We start from the raw sequence: 17,127 nt of genomic DNA, 5'->3' as shown, positions 1-17,127 counted from the left end.
ATGGCGAGGCCGCAGAACAACCGCGCCTGGCTCCTGGTGCTGCCGGTGGTGGCGCTGGTCGCCTTCTCCGCGCTCATCCCGGTAATGACCGTGGTCAACTACTCCGTGCAGGACACCTTCGGGAACAACCAGTTCTTCTGGAACGGCACCGCCTGGTTCCAGGAGCTGCTGGACCCCTCGACCGACCTCGGCGGGCGGTTCTTCGATGCGCTGTGGCGGACGCTGCTGTTCAGCGGGCTGTGCCTGCTGATCGAAATCCCGCTCGGCATCGCCGTGGCGCTGACCCTGCCGCGGCAGGGCTGGGGCGTCGCCGTCTCGCTCGTCGTGCTGGCCCTGCCGCTGCTGATCCCCTGGAACGTCGTCGGCACCATCTGGCAGGTCTTCGGCCGCGGCGATATCGGCCTGCTCGGCGCCGGGCTGCAGGCGGTGGGGATCAACTACAACTACGCGCAGAACGCGTTCGATGCCTGGGCCACGGTGGTGGCGATGGATGTCTGGCACTGGACCAGCCTCGTCGTGCTGCTCTGCTATGCCGGGCTGCGCGCCATCCCGGATGCCTACTACCAGGCGGCGAGGATCGACGGCGCCGGCGCCTGGGCGATCTTCCGCGCGATCCAGCTGCCGAAGATGCAGCGGGTGCTGACCATCGCGGTGCTGCTCCGCTTCATGGACAGCTTCATGATCTATACCGAGCCCTTCGTCGTCACCGGCGGCGGCCCCGGCAATGCCACCACCTTCCTGTCGATCGACCTGGTGAAGATCGCGCTCGGGCAGTTCGACCTCGGCAAGGCCGCAGCCATGTCGATCGTCTACAACCTGATCATCCTGACGGTCTGCTGGATCTTCTTCGCCACCACGACCCGCGGGCAGAGCGAGGCTGCGCAGTGAGCACGACCGTCGCCGCCCCCGCCGCCCTGCCGACGGCGCAGGCCCCGGCGCGCAGCGGCGCGCTCCGCGCCATGGCGCCGCGCCTCGTCCTCGGCCTCTATGTCCTGTTCCTGCTGGTGCCGATCTACTGGCTGGTCAACATGAGCTTCAAGACCAACCTCGAGATCGCCTCGGGCATGACGCTCTGGCCGCAGCAGCCGACGCTGGAGAACTACCGGCGCATCTTCACCGACCGCTCCTGGTACAGCGGCTACATCAACAGCCTGAAATTCGTTGGTCTCAACATGGCGATCTCGCTGAGCGTCGCGCTGCCGGCGGCCTATGCCTTCAGCCGCTACCGCTTCCTCGGCGACAAGCACCTGTTCTTCTGGCTCCTGTCGAACCGCATGGCGCCGCCGGCGGTCTTCGCGCTGCCCTTCTTCCAGCTCTACTCCGCGGTCGGGCTGTTCGACACGCCCTGGGCGGTGGCGCTGGCGCATTGCGTCTTCAACATCCCCCTCGCGGTCTGGATCCTGGAAGGCTTCATGTCCGGCGTGCCGCGCGAGATCGACGAGATGGCGGCGATCGACGGCTGGTCCTTCCCCGCCTTCTTCGTCCGCGTCTTCATGCCGCTGGTGGCGGGGGCATCGGCGTCGCCGCCTTCTTCTGCTTCATGTTCTCCTGGGTGAAGCTGCTGCTGGCCCGCACCCTGACCACGGTGGACGCCAAGCCGATCGTCGCCACGATGACCCGCACCGTCTCGGCGGCCGGGATGGACTGGGGCCTGCTGGCGGCGGCCGGGGTGCTGACCATCATCCCCGGCGCCATCGTCATCTGGTTCGTCCGCAACCACATCGCGCGCGGCTTCGCGCTGGGCAGGGTGTGACCGCCATGGCCTTGGACTGGATGGCCTGGACCTGGCAGACCGGCCTGCTCTTCGTCCTCTTCTTCGCCACGCTGGCGGTAATGACCGTATTGGCGGCACGGCGGCCGGAGGTCGACCGCATCGGCATCCTCGGCCTGCCGACCACGCGCGGCGACCGGCTCTTCCTGACGCTGCTCGGCGCCGCCTTCATCCATCTCGGCTGGCTGGCGCTGGCGGGGAGGCCCCGCTCTGGGGCGCCAGCATCCTGTCCCTGATCTATGGCGCGGCGATGTTCCGCTGGGCTTGACCACAGGCGCCCATGACGGGCGCCGATACCGGAGGAGAAATGCCAATGAATGACATGACGATCGGCCGGCGCCGGCTGCTGCTCGGCAGCGCCGCCGCGCTCGCCGCTCCCGCCGTCATCTTCACCCCGCGTCAGTCGGTCGCGCAGGGCGTGGACGCCGCTCGCCGCTGGGTGGACGGCGAATTCCAGCCGAGCACGCTGACCAAGGATCAGCAGATGGCCGAGATGGAATGGTTCGCCCGCGCGGCGCAGCCCTTCCGCGGCCAGGAGATCAACGTGGTGTCGGAGACGATCACCACGCACGAGTACGAGGCCCGCACCCTCGCCAAGGCCTTCTCCGAGATCACCGGCATCAACCTGCGGCACGACCTGCTGCAGGAAGGCGACGTGGTCGAGAAGATCCAGACCCAGATGCAGTCCGGCCGCAACGTCTACGACGCCTGGGTCAACGACAGCGACCTGATCGGCACGCATTTCCGCTACCAGCAAGCGGTGCCGCTGACCGACTGGATGAAGGCCGAGGGCAAGGACCAGACCTCGCCGACCCTCGACATCGAGGACTTCATCGGCCGCAGCTTCTGCACCGGCCCGGACGGGAAGCTCTACCAGTTGCCCGACCAGCAATTCGCCAACCTGTATTGGTTCCGCTACGACTGGTTCGCCCGCCCGGCTATCAAGGACGCCTTCAAGAAGAAGTACGGCTACGACCTCGGCGTCCCGGTCAACTGGTCGGCCTATGAGGACATCGCCGAGTTCTTCACCAACGACGTGAAGGAGGTCGATGGCGTCAAGGTCTATGGCCATATGGACTATGGCAAGAAGGACCCCTCGCTGGGCTGGCGCTTCACCGATGCCTGGCTGTCGATGGCAGGCAATGGCGACCGCGGCATCCCGAACGGCAAGCCGGTCGACGAATGGGGCATCCGCATGGAGGGCTGCCGCCCGACTGGCTCCTCCATCGAGCGCGGCGGCGACACCAATGGCCCGGCCGCGGTCTATGCCATCACCAAGTATGTCGAGTGGCTGAAGAAATATGCGCCGCCGGAAGCCGCCGGCATGACCTTCTCGGAATCCGGCCCGGTCCCCGCGCAGGGCAACATTGCCCAGCAGATCTTCTGGTACACCGCCTTCACCGCCGACATGGTGAAGCCCGGCCTGCCCGTCGTGGATGCCAACGGCCTGCCGAAGTGGCGCATGGCGCCCAGCCCGCACGGCGCCTATTGGAAGGACGGCATGAAGCTCGGCTACCAGGATGCCGGGTCCTGGACGCTGCTCAAGTCCACGCCGGTCGACCGCCGCCGCGCCGCCTGGCTCTACGCGCAGTTCTGCGTCTCGAAGACCACCAGCCTGAAGAAGAGCCATGTCGGGCTCACCTTCATCCGCGAGAGCGATATCTGGCACCAGTCCTTCACCGAGCGCGCGCCGAAGCTCGGCGGGCTGGTGGAGTTCTACCGCTCCCGGCGCGGACGCAGTGGACGCCGACGGGCGTGAACATCCCCGACTACCCGAAAGCTGGCGCAGCTCTGGTGGCAGAACATCGGCGACGCCTCCTCCGGCGCGAAGACCCCGCAGGCGGCGATGGATTCGCTGGCCGCGGCGCAGGACAGCGTGCTGGAACGGCTGCAGCGCGCCAACGTCCAGGGCGATTGCGGGCCGAAGCTGAACCCGAAGACCACGGCCGAGCACTGGTACGAGCAGGCCAAGAAGGACGGCAACATCGCGCCGCAGCGGAAGCTGGCGAACGAGAAGCCGAAGGGCGAGACGGTGGATTACGACACGCTGATCCGCTCCTGGCCGGCGACGCCGCCGAAGCGCGCCTAACCGGAACGGCGGGGGCTTCGGCCCCCGTCATCCTTCCCTGGGATCCCGCCCATGCCCGCAGGCCATATCCTCGCCCTCGACCAGGGCACTACCTCCACCCGCGCCATCCTGTTCCGCACGCCGGACCTCACGCCGGTCGCCGTGGCGCAGCAGGGAATTCCAGCAGCACTACCCCGCTTCCGGCTGGGTGGAGCACGAGGCGGAGGATCTCTGGGAGACCTCGCTCGCGGTGATGCGGGAGGCGATGGGCAGGGCCGGGCTCGGGCCGGCCGACATCGCCGGCATCGGCATCGCCAACCAGCGGGAGACGACGCTGGTCTGGGACCGCCGCACGGGGCGCCCCATCCACCGCGCCATCGTCTGGCAGGACCGCCGCACGGCGGCAGCCTGCGCCGCGCTGCGCGAGGCTGGCCATGCCGAGGCGGTCGCCGCCGCCACCGGCCTGCTGATCGACCCCTATTTCTCCGCGACCAAGATCGCCTGGCTGCTGGACAACGTCGCCGGCGCACGCGAGGCCGCCGAGCGCGGCGAGCTTGCCTTCGGCACCGTGGACAGTTTCCTGCTCTGGCGCCTGACCGGCGGGCGGGTGCATGCGACGGATGCGACCAACGCCGCGCGGACCATGCTGTTCGACATCCGGGCGGGCGCCTGGTGCCCCGCCATGTGCGCGTTGCACCGGGTGCCCTTGGCCATACTGCCGGAGGTGCGCGACTGTGCCGCCGAGTTCGGCACCACCGATGTGCTGGGCGGCGCCATCCCGGTCCGCGGCATCGCCGGCGACCAGCAGGCGGCGACCGTGGGCCAGGCCTGCTTCCGGCCGGGCATGCTGAAATCTACTTATGGCACCGGCTGCTTGCCCTGCTGAACACCGGCGACGCGCCGGTCGCCTCGAAGCACCGGCTGCTGACCACCATCGCCTACCAGCTCGGGGGCAAGCGGACCTATGCGCTGGAAGGCGCGATCTTCGTCGCCGGCGCCGCGGTGCAGTGGCTGCGCGACGGGCTCGGGCTGATCAAGGATGCCGCCGAGACCGGGGCGCTGGCCGCCGCGGCCGATCCGGCGCAGCGCTGCTACCTCGTCCCGGCCTTCGTCGGGCTCGGCGTGCCGCATTGGGACGCGGAGGCGCGCGGCGCCATCCATGGCCTGACCCGCGCCACCGGCCCGGCCGACTTCGCCCGGGCCGCGCTGGAGAGCGTCGGCTACCAGACCCGCGACCTGCTGCTAGCGATGCAGGCCGACAGGGGCGCGGGGGAGGGGGCGGTGCTGCGGGTCGATGGCGGCATGGTCGCCTCCGACTGGACCATGCAGTTCCTCGCCGACATCCTCGGCGCGCCGGTCGACCGGCCGGTGGTGCGGGAGACGACGGCGCTGGGCGCGGCCTATCTCGCCGGGCTGCAGGCGGGCCTCTGCCCGGAGCCCGACCAGTTCGCCAGGGCCTGGCAGCTCGACCGCCGCTTCACCCCGGCGATGCCGGCGGAGGAGCGCGACGCCGCCTATGCCGGCTGGCAGCGGGCGGTGCGGCGGACCCTGTCCGGGGTGGTGTAGGCACGAAAAAGGGCGGGCCCTCGCGGACCCGCCCCCTTCGGTGGTTCGGCGCGAAGCCTACTTCATCGCCTTCTGCAGGTTCTCGTCGAGCTTCGCCAGGAAGCCCTGGGTGGTCAGGAAGGGCTGGTCCTTGCTGATCAGGATCGCCAGGTCCTTGGTCATGAAGCCGCTCTCGACCGTGTCGACGCAGACCTTCTCCAGCGCCTCTGCGAAGGCGGTCACGTCCGGCGTGCCGTCGAACTTGCCGCGATAGGACAGGCCGCGGGTCCAGGCGAAGATGCTGGCGATCGGGTTGGTCGAGGTCTCGCGGCCCTTCTGGTGCTCGCGGTAGTGGCGCGTCACCGTGCCATGCGCGGCTTCCGATTCCACCGTGTTGCCGTCCGGGGAGAGCAGCACGCTGGTCATCAGGCCGAGCGAGCCGAAGCCCTGCGCCACGATGTCCGACTGCACGTCGCCGTCGTAGTTCTTGCACGCCCAGATATAGCCGCCTTCCCACTTCAGGGCGGAGGCGACCATGTCGTCGATCAGCCGGTCCTCGTAGGTCAGGCCGCGCTTCTCGTACTCGGCCTTGAACTCGGCGTCGTAGATGGCGCGGAAGATGTCCTTGAAGTTGCCGTCATAGGCCTTGAGGATGGTGTTCTTGTGGCTGAAGTAGACCGAGTAGTTGCGCTGCAGCCCGTAGTTGAAGCTGGCGCGGGCGAAGCCCTCGATCGAGCTGTTGAGGTTGTGGATCATCATCGCGACGCCGCCGGCCTTGAAGGCGAAGTCGCCGATCTCCTGCGGCGCGCCGCCCTCGGGCGTGTAGGTCATGGTGACCTTGCCGGCGCCGGGCACCTTCATCTCGACCGAGCGATAGATGTCGCCATAGGCGTGGCGGCCGACCACGATCGGCTTCGACCAGTGCGGCACCAGGCGCGGCACGTTCTGGCAGATGATCGACTCGCGGAAGATGGTGCCGTCCAGGATGTTGCGGATAGTGCCGTTCGGGCTCCGCCACATCTTCTTCAGGCCGAACTCCTTCACCCGCGCCTCGTCCGGGGTGATGGTCGCGCACTTCACGCCGACGCCGTACTGCTTGGTCGCGTTGGCGGCGTCGATCGTCACCTGGTCATCGGTCTGGTCACGGTATTCGATGCCGAGGTCGTAGTATTTCAGGTCGATATCGAGATAGGGACGGATCAGCTTCTCCTTGATGAACCCCCAGATGATCCGGGTCATCTCGTCGCCGTCCATCTCGACGACCGGGGTCTTCACCTTGATCTTCGCCATACCGCGTCCTCGTCGCTTCCCGGCGCGACCAATCACGACTGCGGCCGGGTCCATGGATAACGGGCCGGACAATCGCACCGGGACCTGCGGCGGGCAAGGGCCGGGCGTGCCGCAGGGAGCTGCCGCCTGCCGTCGTGGTTGCATCCAGGGTGGACGAAATGGTAGTAAACCGACGGTGAAACATCGCGTCCTGCGTGCTGCGTCCGGGGTCGATCGCCTATGCAACTGGGTCCTGGCCGGCCGCGCCACGCCGCCATCGTGCTGGGGCCGCGGGCGCCCTCGGCGCCCTGGTCTGGGCGGTGACGCTGCATCTGCTGATGCCGCATCCGATGCCCGCGGCGACCCTGGACCTAGCCCTGCTGCTCACCCCGCGGTGCTCGGCACCATGATGCTCGCCTTCGGCACCGGGCTCTGGCTCGGTCGCCGCCGGCTGGCGGCGATGGAGGCGGCGCTGACCGCGGCCGGCCAGTCGCGCCTGGCCATGCTGGAGGACGAACGGCACCGCGCCGTCGAACGGGCCGCGGCGGAAACCCGCCGGATCACCCTGCTGCTGGACAGCGCCGCGCCCGGCGCCGCGCTGTTCGACGCGCAGCACCGCCTGCTGGCCTGGAGCCGCGGCTTCGCCGCTCTGGCCGAGGTCGCTGAGGCAGCGCTGCATGCCGGCCTGCCGTTGGCCGATCTGGTGCGGCTGCAGCCCGCCAGCCCGACCCGGAAGCTGTCGCGGCACGGCATCGAGATCCGGCATCGCCGGCGCCGCCCGCCGCGAGGCGCGGCGATGGCAGCCATGTCGAGGACCGCTGGGCGCCCGGGGCCGAGGGCGGCATGCTGCTGACCTGCCGCCCCGCCGCGCCGCCGCGCCAGTCGGTGCCGCTCTCGGCCACCGACCTGGCGGCGCTCTGCGAGGAGGAGGTGCGGACCCGGCTGCCGCGGCTACAAGCGGCGATCGCCGCCGGCGACACGGCCGCCGCGCGGATGGAGGCGCATGCGATCCGCGGCGTTGCCGCCAGCTTCGGGCTGGACGACCTGGCCGAGGCGCTGCTGTCGGTTGAGGCCGCCGCCCGGGCCGGCGACCGGGAGACGCTGGCGGCGGCCAGCCCCGGCCTGCCGCAGCGCGCCGAGGCCGGGCTGCAGCGGCTGGCGCGCCAGCCGGCCTGACCTGGCGCGCGCCGGGGAGGTGGCGCATCCGGCGTGCTCGGACGCCGGGGCAGCCTCAGTCGCGCACCAGGATCGGCGTCAGCCCGTGCCGCGCGGCTGCGGCCGCCAGGCTGCCATCCGCCTTGGCGGCGGCCACGAAGGCATCGACCTCGGCCAGCCAAGCCGGCTCGCCCTTTGGCACGGCGTAGGCGTAGGCGGTCTCGCCGAAGCGGCCGGGCGGCTCGATGATCCTGGCCCAGTCATGCATCAGCAGCATGCGGCGGGTATAGGGGAAGTCGCTCATGAAAAGGTCGGCGCGGCCGGCCTGCACCTCGGCCTCCCGCGTGCTGGGCGGGCGCACCACCAGCAGCTCGGCCTGGGTCAGGGTCCGCCGCATCAGCGGCTCCATCAGCGTACCCGCGGCGACCGCGACCGCCACGCCCGGCTTGTCGATATCCTCCCAGCGGGCGATCCGGGTGCTGTCCTTGCTGGTCACCCCGTAGACCGGGCTGGCCATGGTGGCGCGGGAGAAGTCGACCCGCGCCTGGCGCGCCGGCAGCACTCCGACCGCCATCATGGCGATGTCGCAGTCGCCGCCTTCCAGCCGATCCATGAACTCGGCGAAGCTGGTCTCGACGAAGCGGAGGCCGAGGCCGAGCCGGGCGGCGAGGGCCCGGGCCATGTCGATGTCGATCCCCTCCAGCACGCCGTTGCGGGGATTGCGGTAGCTGATGGCGAAGTATTCCGGCCACATGCAGACCTGCAACCGGCCGCGGGCGCGGATCGCCGCGAGCCGCCCACCGGCCGGCGATGCCGCCTGCACCGCCGCCGTGGCCGACGACGGCTGGGCTGCGGCCGGCAGCGAAATGGACTGCAAAAATAATACGATCCATGCAATAAGCGACGCCACCATGCGTCCGCCGCCCGGTTTCCATGCCATCCTGCGTCGTTCCCTCAGGCTCGTGCCGCCCGCCTCGGCCGAGCCCCGGCCGCGGCTGTGCTGTTCGGGGCGGCCGTCGGCCTCGTCCTTGCCTGTCTCATTTCGGTTGTCTACTACGTTGTTTTCGAACGTGGCCAGCGGGATGCGCTGGCCGACGCGGAACGACTGACCCGCAGCGTCGCCAGCGCGCTCGCCGACCAGCTCACCCGCGCCACGCAGACAGTGGACCTGGTGCTGGGCGACCTGGCGCTGCAGCCGCCGGATCGGCTGCCGGCCGGGCTCGACGCGCAGCTCGCGGCCCGGGTCCGCGACGTGGCCCCGCTGCGCGCCCTGCTGCTGGCCGATGCCACCGGCCGCGTCGTCGCCGCGACCCAGCCCGCCCTGGTCGGCCGGTCGGTCGCCGACCGCGCCTGGTTCCGCGCCCTGGCGGCGGGTGAGGCGGTGACCAGGGTCGGCGCGCCCGAAGCCGGCCGCTTCCTGGCGCCCGACGGCAGCGGCGCCGGGCCGGGCATCGCCGAGGCGCGGCTCTGGTCGATCCCGTTGGCCCGCGCCGTCACCGGCGGCCAGGCCGGCTTCGCTGGCGCCGCGGTGGCGCTGTTCAACCCGGACTACCTGATTGGCGTCAGCCGCCGCTATGCCGAGGCCTTCGACGTCGACATCCGGCTGCATTCCTTCTCCGGCCAGCTGCTGGCCCGTTCGGACGGCAGCGCGGCGGGCATCGGCGGCAGCAATCCCGGGGCTTGGCTGTTCCGCGATTTCCTGCCGCGGCGCGAAAGCGGCACCGTCCACGGCGCGGATGAGGCCGGCGCGGCGGTGATCGCCAGCTTTGCGGTTACCCGCGCCGGCACCTTCGTCGTCGAAGTGGCGCGCGACCGGGAGGCGGCGCTGGCCCCGGTCTACCGGCTCGGCTGGCTGTTGACCGCGGGCATCGGCATCGCCGCCGCGGTCACCTTCCTCGCGCTCTGGCTGTTGGTGCGCCAGGCGGAGATGCTGCGGCTGCAGGGCGCGCGGCTGGCGGTGAGCGAGGCCGAGGCGGTGGCCGCCGGCCGCGCCAAGGACGAGTTCCTCGCCGCGATGAGCCACGAGATCCGCACCCCGCTGCACGGGGTGATCGGCATGGCCGGCGTGCTGATGGACACAAGGCTCGACCCGCTGCAGCGCCGCTATGCCGAGACGATCGAGAAATCCGCCGAGCACCTGACCATGGTGCTGTCCGACATCCTCGACTTCTCGAAGCTCGAGATCGGCGCGATGGACCGCGAGGAGGTGCCCTTCGACATCGAGGCCGAACTCGGCACCATCGTCGAGCTCTTTGCCCCGCGTGTCGCCAGCCGCAAGGTCGAGCTGGTCTGCGCGCTCGCGCCCGACATCCCGGCCCGGGTGGTGGGCGATCCAGGCCGCTTCCGCCAGCTGCTGTTCAACCTGGTCGGCAATGCGGTGAAGTTCACCGAATCCGGCTGGATCGAGGTCGCGGTCTCGACCGAGCGCGAGGGGCCGGCTGGCGGCTGACCTGCCGGGTCAGCGACACCGGCATCGGGCTCGACCCGCAGCAGGTGCCGATGCTGTTCGAGCGCTTCACCCAGGCCGATGTCTCGATCCGCCGGCGCTATGGCGGCACCGGCCTAGGCCTGGCGATCTGCCGCCGGCTGGCCGAGAGCATGGGGGGGACGATCGGCGCCGCGGCGCGGCCGGGCGGCGGCAGCATCTTCCGCTTCGACATGCTGCTGGGCGCCGCCGACCTGCCCGACGCGCCCGAGCCCAGGCCGCTACGGGGCCGGCAGGTGCTGGTGGTGGACGACCTCGCGCTGAACCGCGAGATCATGGCCCGGCAGCTGATCGCCTGCGGCGCCGAGCCGACCGTCGCGGCGGATGCGGCGGAGGCGCTGGCGGCGCTGCGGGCCGCCCGCCTCGCCGGCCGGCCCTTCGACGCCGTGGTGCTGGACGGCCAGATGCCGGACAGCGACGGCGAGGCGCTGGCCCGGCGGATCAAGGCGGAATCGGTAGGGACGCGGCCGGCGTTGGTGCTCTGTTCCTCCAGCACGGGGCTGATCCGCGGCGCCCCGGCGGCGGCACTGTTCGATGCGGTGCTGCTGAAGCCGGCGCTGCCCTCCCGCCTGCGGGAGGCGCTGCTGCATGCCTTGCGGCCGGGCGAGCGTGCCGTGGCGGAGCGCCCGGCCGCGCCGCCGGGTGAGGCGCCGCGGACCCGGGTGCTGGTGGTGGAGGACAATGCCACCAACCAGCTGGTCATGCGCAGCATCCTGCAGCGGGCCGGCTGCCATGTGGATGTCGCGGCGGACGGCGCGGAAGGCGTCTCGGCGGCGCGCCGGCACGCCTATGGGCTGATCCTGATGGACCTGCAGATGCCGGTGATGGATGGGCTGGAGGCAACGCGGCAGATCCGCGCGGCGGCGGGGCCGAACCAGGCCGCCCGGATCATCGGCCTGACTGCCGCCGTGGGCGATAATTTCCGCGCGCAATGCCTGGCCGCCGGCATGGATGCCTATCTCGCCAAGCCGGTGCAGCGCGGCGTGCTGCTGGCCGAGCTGGGGCTGACCGAGCCGGCGCGGCCGGGGTGACGGCCAGGGAGGGCGAGGCGCCCCCCGAGGCCTCACTTCTGCCGCGGCTTCACGAGCCCCTGCGCGTGCAGCGATTCGGCGATCTGCACCGCGTTCAGCGCCGCGCCCTTGCGCAGGTTGTCGGACACGCACCAGAAGGCCAAGCCATGCGGCACCGTCGGATCCTGCCGCAGCCGGCTGACATAGACCGCGTCCTCCCCGACCGACTCAAGCGGCGTGACATAGCCGCCATCTTCCCGCTTATCGATGAGCTGCACGCCCGGCGCGTCGCGCAGCGCCTCGATCGCCTGTTCCTCGGTGATCGCGCTCTCAAATTCCACGTGCACCGCCTCGGCATGGCCGATGAAGACCGGGACGCGGACGCAGGTGGCGATGACCGCAATGTCGGGGTCGAGGATTTTCCGCGTCTCCGCCGCCATCTTCCATTCCTCCTTTGTCGCCCCGTCCTCCAGGAAGGCGTCGATATGCGGGATGACATTGAAGGCGATCGGCTTGCTGAACTGCTCGGGCACCGCCGGGTCGTTCACGAACATCGCGCGGGTCTGGTTGAACAGCTCGTCCATCGCCTCCCGCCCCGCGCCGGAGACCGACTGGTAGGTGCTGACCACCACGCGCTTGATCTTGGCGATGTCCTGAAGCGGCTTCAGCGCAACGACCATCTGGATGGTGGAGCAATTCGGATTGGCGATGATGTTCCGCCGGGCAAAGTTCTTCAGGTGGCGGGCATTCACCTCCGGCACCACCAGCGGCACGTCGTGCTCCATCCGGAAATGGCTGGTGTTGTCGATCACCACGCAGCCCGCCGCGGCGGCACGCGGCGCATGCACCGCCGAGACGGCGGCGCCGGGGGAGAAGAAGCCGAGTTCGGTGTTCCGGAAGTCGAAGCGTTCCAGCGCCTGGACTTTGAGGACGGATTTCTCGCCGAAGGAGACCTCCTGGCCGACCGATCGGCCGGAGGCGAGGGCGACGACCTCGCGGATGGGGAAGTCCCGCTCGGCGAGGGTCTTCAGCATCTCCCGCCCCACCGCGCCGGTGGCGCCGACGACTGCGACCCGGTAGCCCATGGAATTCTCCTGTGAAGGTCCTGCCCCAAGTGGCGGGGCTGCGCCCAACTAGGCCCCCGCCGGAGGGGTTCAACCCGGGCAGCCGGCCCAGGCCCCGAGGCAGGCCGCAAGCATTTGCTTGATCGCCCCCTGCTTCGACCCCAATATCGAGGCAGGCGATCAGCGCCGCAATGGAGGTAAACATGGCCTGGAACAAGCCGCGCGTGACCGAAGTGTCCCTCGCTCTCGAGATCAACAGCTACGCCTGCGCCGAGATCGGCTGATCGGCCCCGGCCGGCCGCAGGGCCGGCCATCGGTGCCGGGAAGGCCCCGCGCCCCAAGGGTGCGGGGCCTTCTTAGCGTCCGGTCGCCCGGACCGGTGCCGGTTTGATCGTTCCGGGTTCATCACTGCAGGCATGTCGACGCCTGCCCGCTCTGACCAAGGCATGCTGTGCCCCGATCTCCAGCGGCAACGGCCCTTGAGGCGCGGGAAAGACAAGCAGTGCGGACAAGGGCGATGCTGTTCGGCGCCGGGTTCGTGCTGGCGGTGGCCGGGCTGCCGGGATTGACCCTGGCGCAGGGCCAGCTGATCCCGCCGGCGGAGGAAAGCCTCAACCATGGCGCCCGGGTCTGCCGCGTCGGGCCGGACAGCAGGCTCTACATCTCGTTCGGCCAGCCCTTCAAAGTGCCGGCGCCGGCCAAGCGCGACCTCTACAGTCGCGTTGGCACAGGGCGGCATTTCCGCATGGACCGCGACAGCAAGAACCGCGAGGTCTATGCGCGCGCCATCCGCAACAGCGTCGGCATCGCCTTCCGCCCCGGTACCAGCGAACTTTGGTTCACCGGCAACGAGGTGCCCGGCGAGATCAATCGGATCACCTCGCAGAACCAGAATTCCCGGCTTTCCCTGATATGATGGCGACAAGGTCCGCGCCAACGAGTGCAAAAGCAGCCAGGCGCCGGCCTAGACGCTGCCGCCGATGGTCGAAACCGCAGCGCATGCCGCCGATCTCGGCCTGACCTTCTATGACGGCCGGCAATTCCCCGACGCGTACCGCGGCGCCCTCATCGGCGCCCAGCATGGGTCCTGGAACCGCACGACGCCGGCCGGAGCCCGCATCCTGGTCACCTTCCTGAACCAGGACGGCACGGTGCGGGAGCAAAAGCCCTTCGCCGAGGGCTGGCTGGACGAGAAGACCAACGAGTATCTCGGCCGCCCGGTCGACGTCGCGCTGCTGCGCGACGGTTCCATGCTGGCCTCGGGCGACATGGCGGCGGCGATCCCCGGGCCGGGCAGAACCCGGCCTATGTCGCGGCGCAGCTCGGCCATTTCCGCAGCGGCGAGCGGAAGCACGGACAGATGAACCTCGTCGCGGCGCCGCTCAGCGATGCGAAGATCGCCGACCTCGCGGCCTGGTACGCCGCGATCGAGGTCGAGGTGACGGTTCCGGGCCGTTGAGTTCCCGGTGCCGGTGCCGATGGATCCCGCTCGGGGCTGCCTGCCCGGCCGCGCCGCCGCCCGCGGCGACCGACGGCCCGGCCTTGCCCCGTCCCGGGCGGGCTTGGCCACCTCCCGGCCGGTGCCTACATTCGGGGAGGAAGGCCCGCAGCGGCCGCCGGAGGAAAACCCGACATGGCCCGCCTGCCTGCCGCTCCCGCCTGGGCCTCCTGAGGCCCCGGCCATGCCCAGCGACCCGCATCCTGCCGCACCCCGGCTTCGGGCCATCGTCCTCGGCGCCGCCGCCGGCGGCGGCTTCCCGCAATGGAATTCTCGCCGGCCCCGGCTGCCGTCGCGCCCTGGCCGGCGATCCGGCAGCGCCCGCCCGCAGCCAGGCCTCGCTCGCCGTCTCGGCGGATGGGGTGCGCTGGGTGCTGCTGAACGCCTCGCCCGACCTGCGCCAGCAGATCATCGCCACTCCGGCGCTGCATTCCCGCCCGACACCGGGCGAGATCCGCCATTCGCCGATCGCCGCCGTGGTGCTGACCGGGGCCGAGGTCGATACCATCGCCGGCCTGCTGACCATGCGGGAACGTCACGCCTTCGCGCTCTATGGCGCCGACCGGGCGTTGGCGGTGCTCGCGGCGAACCCGATCTTCGGCGCGGCGAACCCCGCCATTGTCCCCCGCCGCACCCTGCCGCTCGACCGGCCGCTGGCGCTGGAGGACGCCGCCGGCGCCCTGCTCGGCCTGGTTGTCGAGGCCTTCGCCGTGCCCGGCAAGGTGCCGCTCTTCATGGAGGATGCCTCCGGCGCCGATCCCGGACGGGCGGAGGAGGGCGAGACGGTCGGCCTCCGCGTCTCGGCCGGCGGCCGGTCGCTGTACTTCATGCCCGGCTGCGCCGCGCTGCCTCCGGCGCTGGCTGCCCGGCTGGAGGGTGCCGACTGCGTGCTCTTCGACGGCACGCTCTGGCGGGACGACGAGATGCTGCGCGCCGGCGCCGGGCCGAAGACCGGGGCGCGGATGGGGCATATGAGCATCGACGGGCCGGGCGGCACCATCGCCGCCTTCGCTGCGCTCGGCGTGCGGCGCCGCATCCTCATCCACATCAACAACACCAACCCCGTCCTGCTGGCGGACAGCCTGGAACGCGCGGCGGCCGAAGCCGCCGGCTGGGAGGTCGCCTGGGACGGCATGGAGATCACCCCATGACGGACGACGCGCTGCTCCCGCCCGAGGAGCTGGAACGCCGCCTCCGCGCCATCGGCGAGGAGCGCTACCATGTCCACCACCCGTTCCATCACCTGCTGCATGGCGGGAAGCTGTCGAAGCCGCAGGTCCAGGCCTGGGCGCTGAACCGCTACTACTACCAGGCCAGCATCCCGGCGAAGGATGCCGCGGTGCTCGGCCGGCTGCCGACGCCGGAGCTTGCGGCGGGAATGGCGGCGGCGGATCGTCGACCATGACGGCGACGGCACCAAGCCGGGCGGCGTGGAGCGCTGGCTGAAGCTGACGGATGGGCTCGGCCTCGACCGCGACTACGTCGTCTCGCTGCGCGGCTCTGCTGCCGGGCACGCGGCACGCGGTCGACGCCTATGTGAATTTCGTCAAGTACAAGTCGGTGCTGGAAGCCGTGGCCTCCTCGCTGACCGAGATGTTCTCGCCGGACATCATCTCCCAGCGCGTCTCCGGCATGCTGCGCGGCTACGACTTCGTCAGCCAGGAGACGCTGGCCTATTTCACCCCGCGCCTGACCCAGGCACCGCAGGACGTCAAATTCGCCCTCGGCTATGTCAAGCGGGAAGCCCGGACGCGCGAGCAGCAGGAGCAGGTGATGGACGCGCTGGCGCTTCAAGTGCGACCTGCTCTGGGCGCAGCTCGACGCGTTGCACTACGCCTATGTCGAGCCGGGCAACATTCCGCCGGGGGCCTGGCGGCCGTGATCGAGGGCGGCTCCGTCCCCCGCCTCGGCCGCGGCATGAAGCTGCGGAGGATGCCGCCCGCGGCCGCTGGGTGGTCATGGGGCCGGAGCGCATGTTCGTCCCCGACGACATTGCGTTGGAGGTGCTGCGGCTGGTCGATGGCGCCCGCAGCGTCGATGCCATGGTGGACGACCTGGCCGCCCGCTTCGCCGCCCCGCGCGGCGAGATCCTGGCCGATGTCGTCGCCATGCTGGACGACCTGGCGGCAAAGGGAAGTCTTGGTCACATGACGGACGTCCAGCCGATCCACGCTGCCGCCCCGCTGGCGCTGCTGGCCGAGCTGACCCATCGCTGCCCGCTGCGCTGCCCCTATTGCTCCAACCCCACGGAGCTGACCCGGGTGGCGCAGGAGCTCGACACCGCCACCTGGGCCCGGGTCTTCCGGGAGGCGGCGGCGCTCGGCTGCCTGCAGGTCCACCTCTCGGGCGGCGAGCCGACGGCGCGGCGCGACATCCGGGAGATCGTCCGCGCCGCCAGCGAGGCCGGGCTCTACACCAACCTCATCACCTCCGGCGTGCTGACCGGGGAGGCGAAGCTGCAGGCCCTGGTCGAGGCCGGGCTGGACCATGTCCAGCTCTCGGTGCAGGACGCCGAGCCGGGCTCGGCCGACCGCATCGGCGGCTACCGCGGCGGCCATGCGCGGAAGCTGGACTTCGCCCGGACGGTGCACGAGGCCGGCCTGCCGCTGACGCTGAACGCCGTGGTGCACCGGCAGAACCTCGACCGGCTGCCGCAGCTCATCGAGCTGGCGCTCGAGCTCGGCGCCGGGCGGCTGGAAGTGGCGCATGTGCAGTATTACGGCTGGGCCCTGGCCAACCGTGACGCCCTGCTGCCGACCCGGGCCCAGCTTGAGGCCGCCACCGCGACGGTCGAGGCGGCGCGCCGCGACCTGCGGGGACGGCTGGTGATCGACTACGTGGTGCCGGACTACTACGCCAAGCGCCCGAAGGCCTGCATGGGCGGCTGGGGCCGGCAGTTCCTGGCGGTCTCGCCGGCCGGCCGTGTGCTGCCCTGCCATGCCGCGGAAAGCCTGCCCGGCTTCGACTTCCCCAATGTTCGGGAGGTCTCGCTGCGCGAGGCCTGGGAGGATCCCGAGGCCTTCAACCGCTTCCGCGGCACTGGCTGGATGCCGGTTCCCTGCCAGGGCTGTGAGCGAGCCGAGATCGACTGGGGCGGCTGCCGCTGCCAGGCCTTCGCGCTGCTCGGCGACGCCGCGGCCACCGACCCGGCTTGTGCCCTCTCGCCCCACCATGCCGTGCTGTCGCTGGCGGTCGATGCCGCGGCCGGGGCGGGGGAGGGGTTCACATACCGCGAACCACAGAAGGTGCCGGGCTAGCGGCG

18 protein-coding genes and 3 pseudogenes are annotated in these 17,127 nt (G+C 70.7%); 18 read left to right on the top strand and 3 right to left on the bottom strand.

Features of this window, described 5'->3' with window-relative positions:
* From ACQ86J_RS05615 to glpK, 7 genes and pseudogenes are all read left to right on the top strand, one after another.
* Positions 1-888 (top strand): carbohydrate ABC transporter permease, encoded by an 888-nt coding sequence (locus ACQ86J_RS05615; protein WP_431270348.1) that lies wholly within the window; start codon positions 1-3, stop codon positions 886-888.
* The gene (locus ACQ86J_RS05610) at positions 885-1,556 is read left to right on the top strand and encodes a carbohydrate ABC transporter permease (protein ID WP_431270347.1); all 672 of its coding nucleotides are present in this window, start codon (positions 885-887) and stop codon (positions 1,554-1,556) included. Before ACQ86J_RS05615 ends, ACQ86J_RS05610 begins: the two co-directional genes overlap by 4 nt.
* Positions 1,541-1,753, top strand: a complete 213-nt coding sequence (locus ACQ86J_RS05605; protein WP_431270346.1) for a hypothetical protein — start codon at positions 1,541-1,543, stop codon at positions 1,751-1,753. The genes ACQ86J_RS05610 and ACQ86J_RS05605 overlap by 16 nt, the downstream gene beginning before the upstream one ends.
* 5 nt (positions 1,754-1,758) lie before the next feature.
* The gene (locus ACQ86J_RS05600; RefSeq protein WP_431270345.1) at positions 1,759-2,007 is read left to right on the top strand and encodes a DUF2160 domain-containing protein; all 249 of its coding nucleotides are present in this window, start codon (positions 1,759-1,761) and stop codon (positions 2,005-2,007) included.
* A gap of 77 nt (positions 2,008-2,084) precedes the next feature.
* Positions 2,085-3,530, top strand: a complete 1,446-nt coding sequence (locus ACQ86J_RS05595; RefSeq protein ID WP_431270344.1) for an ABC transporter substrate-binding protein — start codon at positions 2,085-2,087, stop codon at positions 3,528-3,530.
* 87 nt (positions 3,531-3,617) lie between these two features.
* Complete coding sequence (locus ACQ86J_RS05590) at positions 3,618-3,860, top strand: hypothetical protein (RefSeq protein ID WP_431270343.1); 243 nt, start codon at positions 3,618-3,620, stop codon at positions 3,858-3,860.
* A gap of 51 nt (positions 3,861-3,911) precedes the next feature.
* Positions 3,912-5,405 (top strand): annotated as a pseudogene (gene glpK / locus ACQ86J_RS05585) (glycerol kinase GlpK).
* 57 nt (positions 5,406-5,462) lie between these two features.
* Here glpK and ACQ86J_RS05580 read toward each other — a convergent pair.
* On the bottom strand, positions 5,463-6,674 hold the full coding sequence (locus ACQ86J_RS05580) for an NADP-dependent isocitrate dehydrogenase (RefSeq protein WP_431270342.1): 1,212 nt from the start codon (positions 6,672-6,674) through the stop codon (positions 5,463-5,465).
* A gap of 194 nt (positions 6,675-6,868) precedes the next feature.
* Here ACQ86J_RS05580 and ACQ86J_RS05575 point away from each other — a divergent pair, with 194 nt between their 5' ends.
* From ACQ86J_RS05575 to ACQ86J_RS05565, 3 genes are read left to right on the top strand one after another with little or no spacing between them, the layout of a single operon-like run.
* A complete protein-coding gene (locus tag ACQ86J_RS05575) occupies positions 6,869-7,063 on the top strand; it encodes a hypothetical protein (RefSeq protein WP_431270341.1) in 195 nt (64 codons plus the stop codon).
* On the top strand, positions 7,048-7,506 hold the full coding sequence (locus tag ACQ86J_RS05570; RefSeq protein ID WP_431270340.1) for a hypothetical protein: 459 nt from the start codon (positions 7,048-7,050) through the stop codon (positions 7,504-7,506). The genes ACQ86J_RS05575 and ACQ86J_RS05570 overlap by 16 nt, the downstream gene beginning before the upstream one ends.
* Positions 7,497-7,829 (top strand): Hpt domain-containing protein, encoded by a 333-nt coding sequence (locus ACQ86J_RS05565; protein WP_431270339.1) that lies wholly within the window; start codon positions 7,497-7,499, stop codon positions 7,827-7,829. The genes ACQ86J_RS05570 and ACQ86J_RS05565 overlap by 10 nt, the downstream gene beginning before the upstream one ends.
* A 55-nt stretch (positions 7,830-7,884) precedes the next feature.
* Here ACQ86J_RS05565 and ACQ86J_RS05560 read toward each other — a convergent pair whose 3' ends face one another.
* Positions 7,885-8,685, bottom strand: coding sequence for a substrate-binding periplasmic protein (locus ACQ86J_RS05560; protein WP_431270338.1), 801 nt, complete (start codon positions 8,683-8,685; stop codon positions 7,885-7,887).
* Positions 8,686-8,805: 120 nt separating this feature from the next.
* On the opposite strand from ACQ86J_RS05560, the gene ACQ86J_RS05555 reads away from it, so the two are divergent.
* Entirely contained in the window at positions 8,806-10,257 is a 1,452-nt protein-coding gene (locus ACQ86J_RS05555) for a histidine kinase dimerization/phospho-acceptor domain-containing protein (protein ID WP_431270337.1), read from the top strand.
* A complete protein-coding gene (locus ACQ86J_RS05550) occupies positions 10,200-11,324 on the top strand; it encodes a response regulator (protein ID WP_431272306.1) in 1,125 nt (374 codons plus the stop codon). The genes ACQ86J_RS05555 and ACQ86J_RS05550 overlap by 58 nt, the downstream gene beginning before the upstream one ends.
* Positions 11,325-11,356: 32 nt before the next feature.
* Here the strand turns inward: ACQ86J_RS05550 and ACQ86J_RS05545 are convergent, their stop codons facing one another.
* On the bottom strand, positions 11,357-12,388 hold the full coding sequence (locus ACQ86J_RS05545; RefSeq protein WP_431270336.1) for an aspartate-semialdehyde dehydrogenase: 1,032 nt from the start codon (positions 12,386-12,388) through the stop codon (positions 11,357-11,359).
* Positions 12,389-12,558: 170 nt separating this feature from the next.
* On the opposite strand from ACQ86J_RS05545, the gene pqqA reads away from it, so the two are divergent.
* The 6 genes and pseudogenes from pqqA to pqqE all read left to right on the top strand — a co-directional run bounded on the left by pqqA (position 12,559) and on the right by pqqE (position 17,122).
* Positions 12,559-12,651, top strand: coding sequence for a pyrroloquinoline quinone precursor peptide PqqA (pqqA, locus tag ACQ86J_RS05540; protein ID WP_431270335.1), 93 nt, complete (start codon positions 12,559-12,561; stop codon positions 12,649-12,651).
* A gap of 218 nt (positions 12,652-12,869) precedes the next feature.
* Positions 12,870-13,283 carry a hypothetical protein gene (locus tag ACQ86J_RS05535; RefSeq protein ID WP_431270334.1) on the top strand — a complete coding sequence of 138 codons (414 nt, stop codon included), beginning with the start codon at positions 12,870-12,872 and terminating at the stop codon, positions 13,281-13,283.
* A gap of 64 nt (positions 13,284-13,347) precedes the next feature.
* Positions 13,348-13,731, top strand: coding sequence for a hypothetical protein (locus ACQ86J_RS05530; RefSeq protein ID WP_431270333.1), 384 nt, complete (start codon positions 13,348-13,350; stop codon positions 13,729-13,731).
* Positions 13,732-14,049: 318 nt separating this feature from the next.
* A pseudogene (gene pqqB / locus ACQ86J_RS05525) lies at positions 14,050-15,016 on the top strand (pyrroloquinoline quinone biosynthesis protein PqqB).
* Positions 15,013-15,747 (top strand): annotated as a pseudogene (pqqC, locus tag ACQ86J_RS05520) (pyrroloquinoline-quinone synthase PqqC). Before pqqB ends, pqqC begins: the two co-directional pseudogenes overlap by 4 nt.
* 91 nt (positions 15,748-15,838) lie before the next feature.
* The gene (gene pqqE, locus ACQ86J_RS05515) at positions 15,839-17,122 is read left to right on the top strand and encodes a pyrroloquinoline quinone biosynthesis protein PqqE (RefSeq protein ID WP_431270332.1); all 1,284 of its coding nucleotides are present in this window, start codon (positions 15,839-15,841) and stop codon (positions 17,120-17,122) included.
* The last annotated feature ends 5 nt before the right edge of the window (positions 17,123-17,127 follow it).

It is taken from the genome of Dankookia sp. P2 (assembly GCF_050632255.1).
Taxonomy (GTDB): domain Bacteria; phylum Pseudomonadota; class Alphaproteobacteria; order Acetobacterales; family Acetobacteraceae; genus Paracraurococcus.
Note: the sequence above shows the minus strand (reverse complement) of the source record. Positions and strands in the feature narration are given on the sequence as shown.

Coding starts and splice junctions, on each gene's coding strand:
- pqqA (WP_431270335.1), top strand. CDS start 12,559: ATGGAGGTAAACATGGCCTGGAACAAGCCGCGCGTGACCGAAGTGTCC.
- ACQ86J_RS05605 (WP_431270346.1), top strand. CDS start 1,541: ATGTTCTCCTGGGTGAAGCTGCTGCTGGCCCGCACCCTGACCACGGTG.
- ACQ86J_RS05580 (WP_431270342.1), bottom strand. CDS start 6,674: ATGGCGAAGATCAAGGTGAAGACCCCGGTCGTCGAGATGGACGGCGAC.
- ACQ86J_RS05595 (WP_431270344.1), top strand. CDS start 2,085: ATGAATGACATGACGATCGGCCGGCGCCGGCTGCTGCTCGGCAGCGCC.
- ACQ86J_RS05565 (WP_431270339.1), top strand. CDS start 7,497: ATGCTGCTGACCTGCCGCCCCGCCGCGCCGCCGCGCCAGTCGGTGCCG.
- ACQ86J_RS05590 (WP_431270343.1), top strand. CDS start 3,618: ATGGATTCGCTGGCCGCGGCGCAGGACAGCGTGCTGGAACGGCTGCAG.
- ACQ86J_RS05600 (WP_431270345.1), top strand. CDS start 1,759: ATGGCCTTGGACTGGATGGCCTGGACCTGGCAGACCGGCCTGCTCTTC.
- ACQ86J_RS05530 (WP_431270333.1), top strand. CDS start 13,348: ATGGTCGAAACCGCAGCGCATGCCGCCGATCTCGGCCTGACCTTCTAT.
- pqqE (WP_431270332.1), top strand. CDS start 15,839: ATGTTCGTCCCCGACGACATTGCGTTGGAGGTGCTGCGGCTGGTCGAT.
- ACQ86J_RS05545 (WP_431270336.1), bottom strand. CDS start 12,388: ATGGGCTACCGGGTCGCAGTCGTCGGCGCCACCGGCGCGGTGGGGCGG.
- ACQ86J_RS05615 (WP_431270348.1), top strand. CDS start 1: ATGGCGAGGCCGCAGAACAACCGCGCCTGGCTCCTGGTGCTGCCGGTG.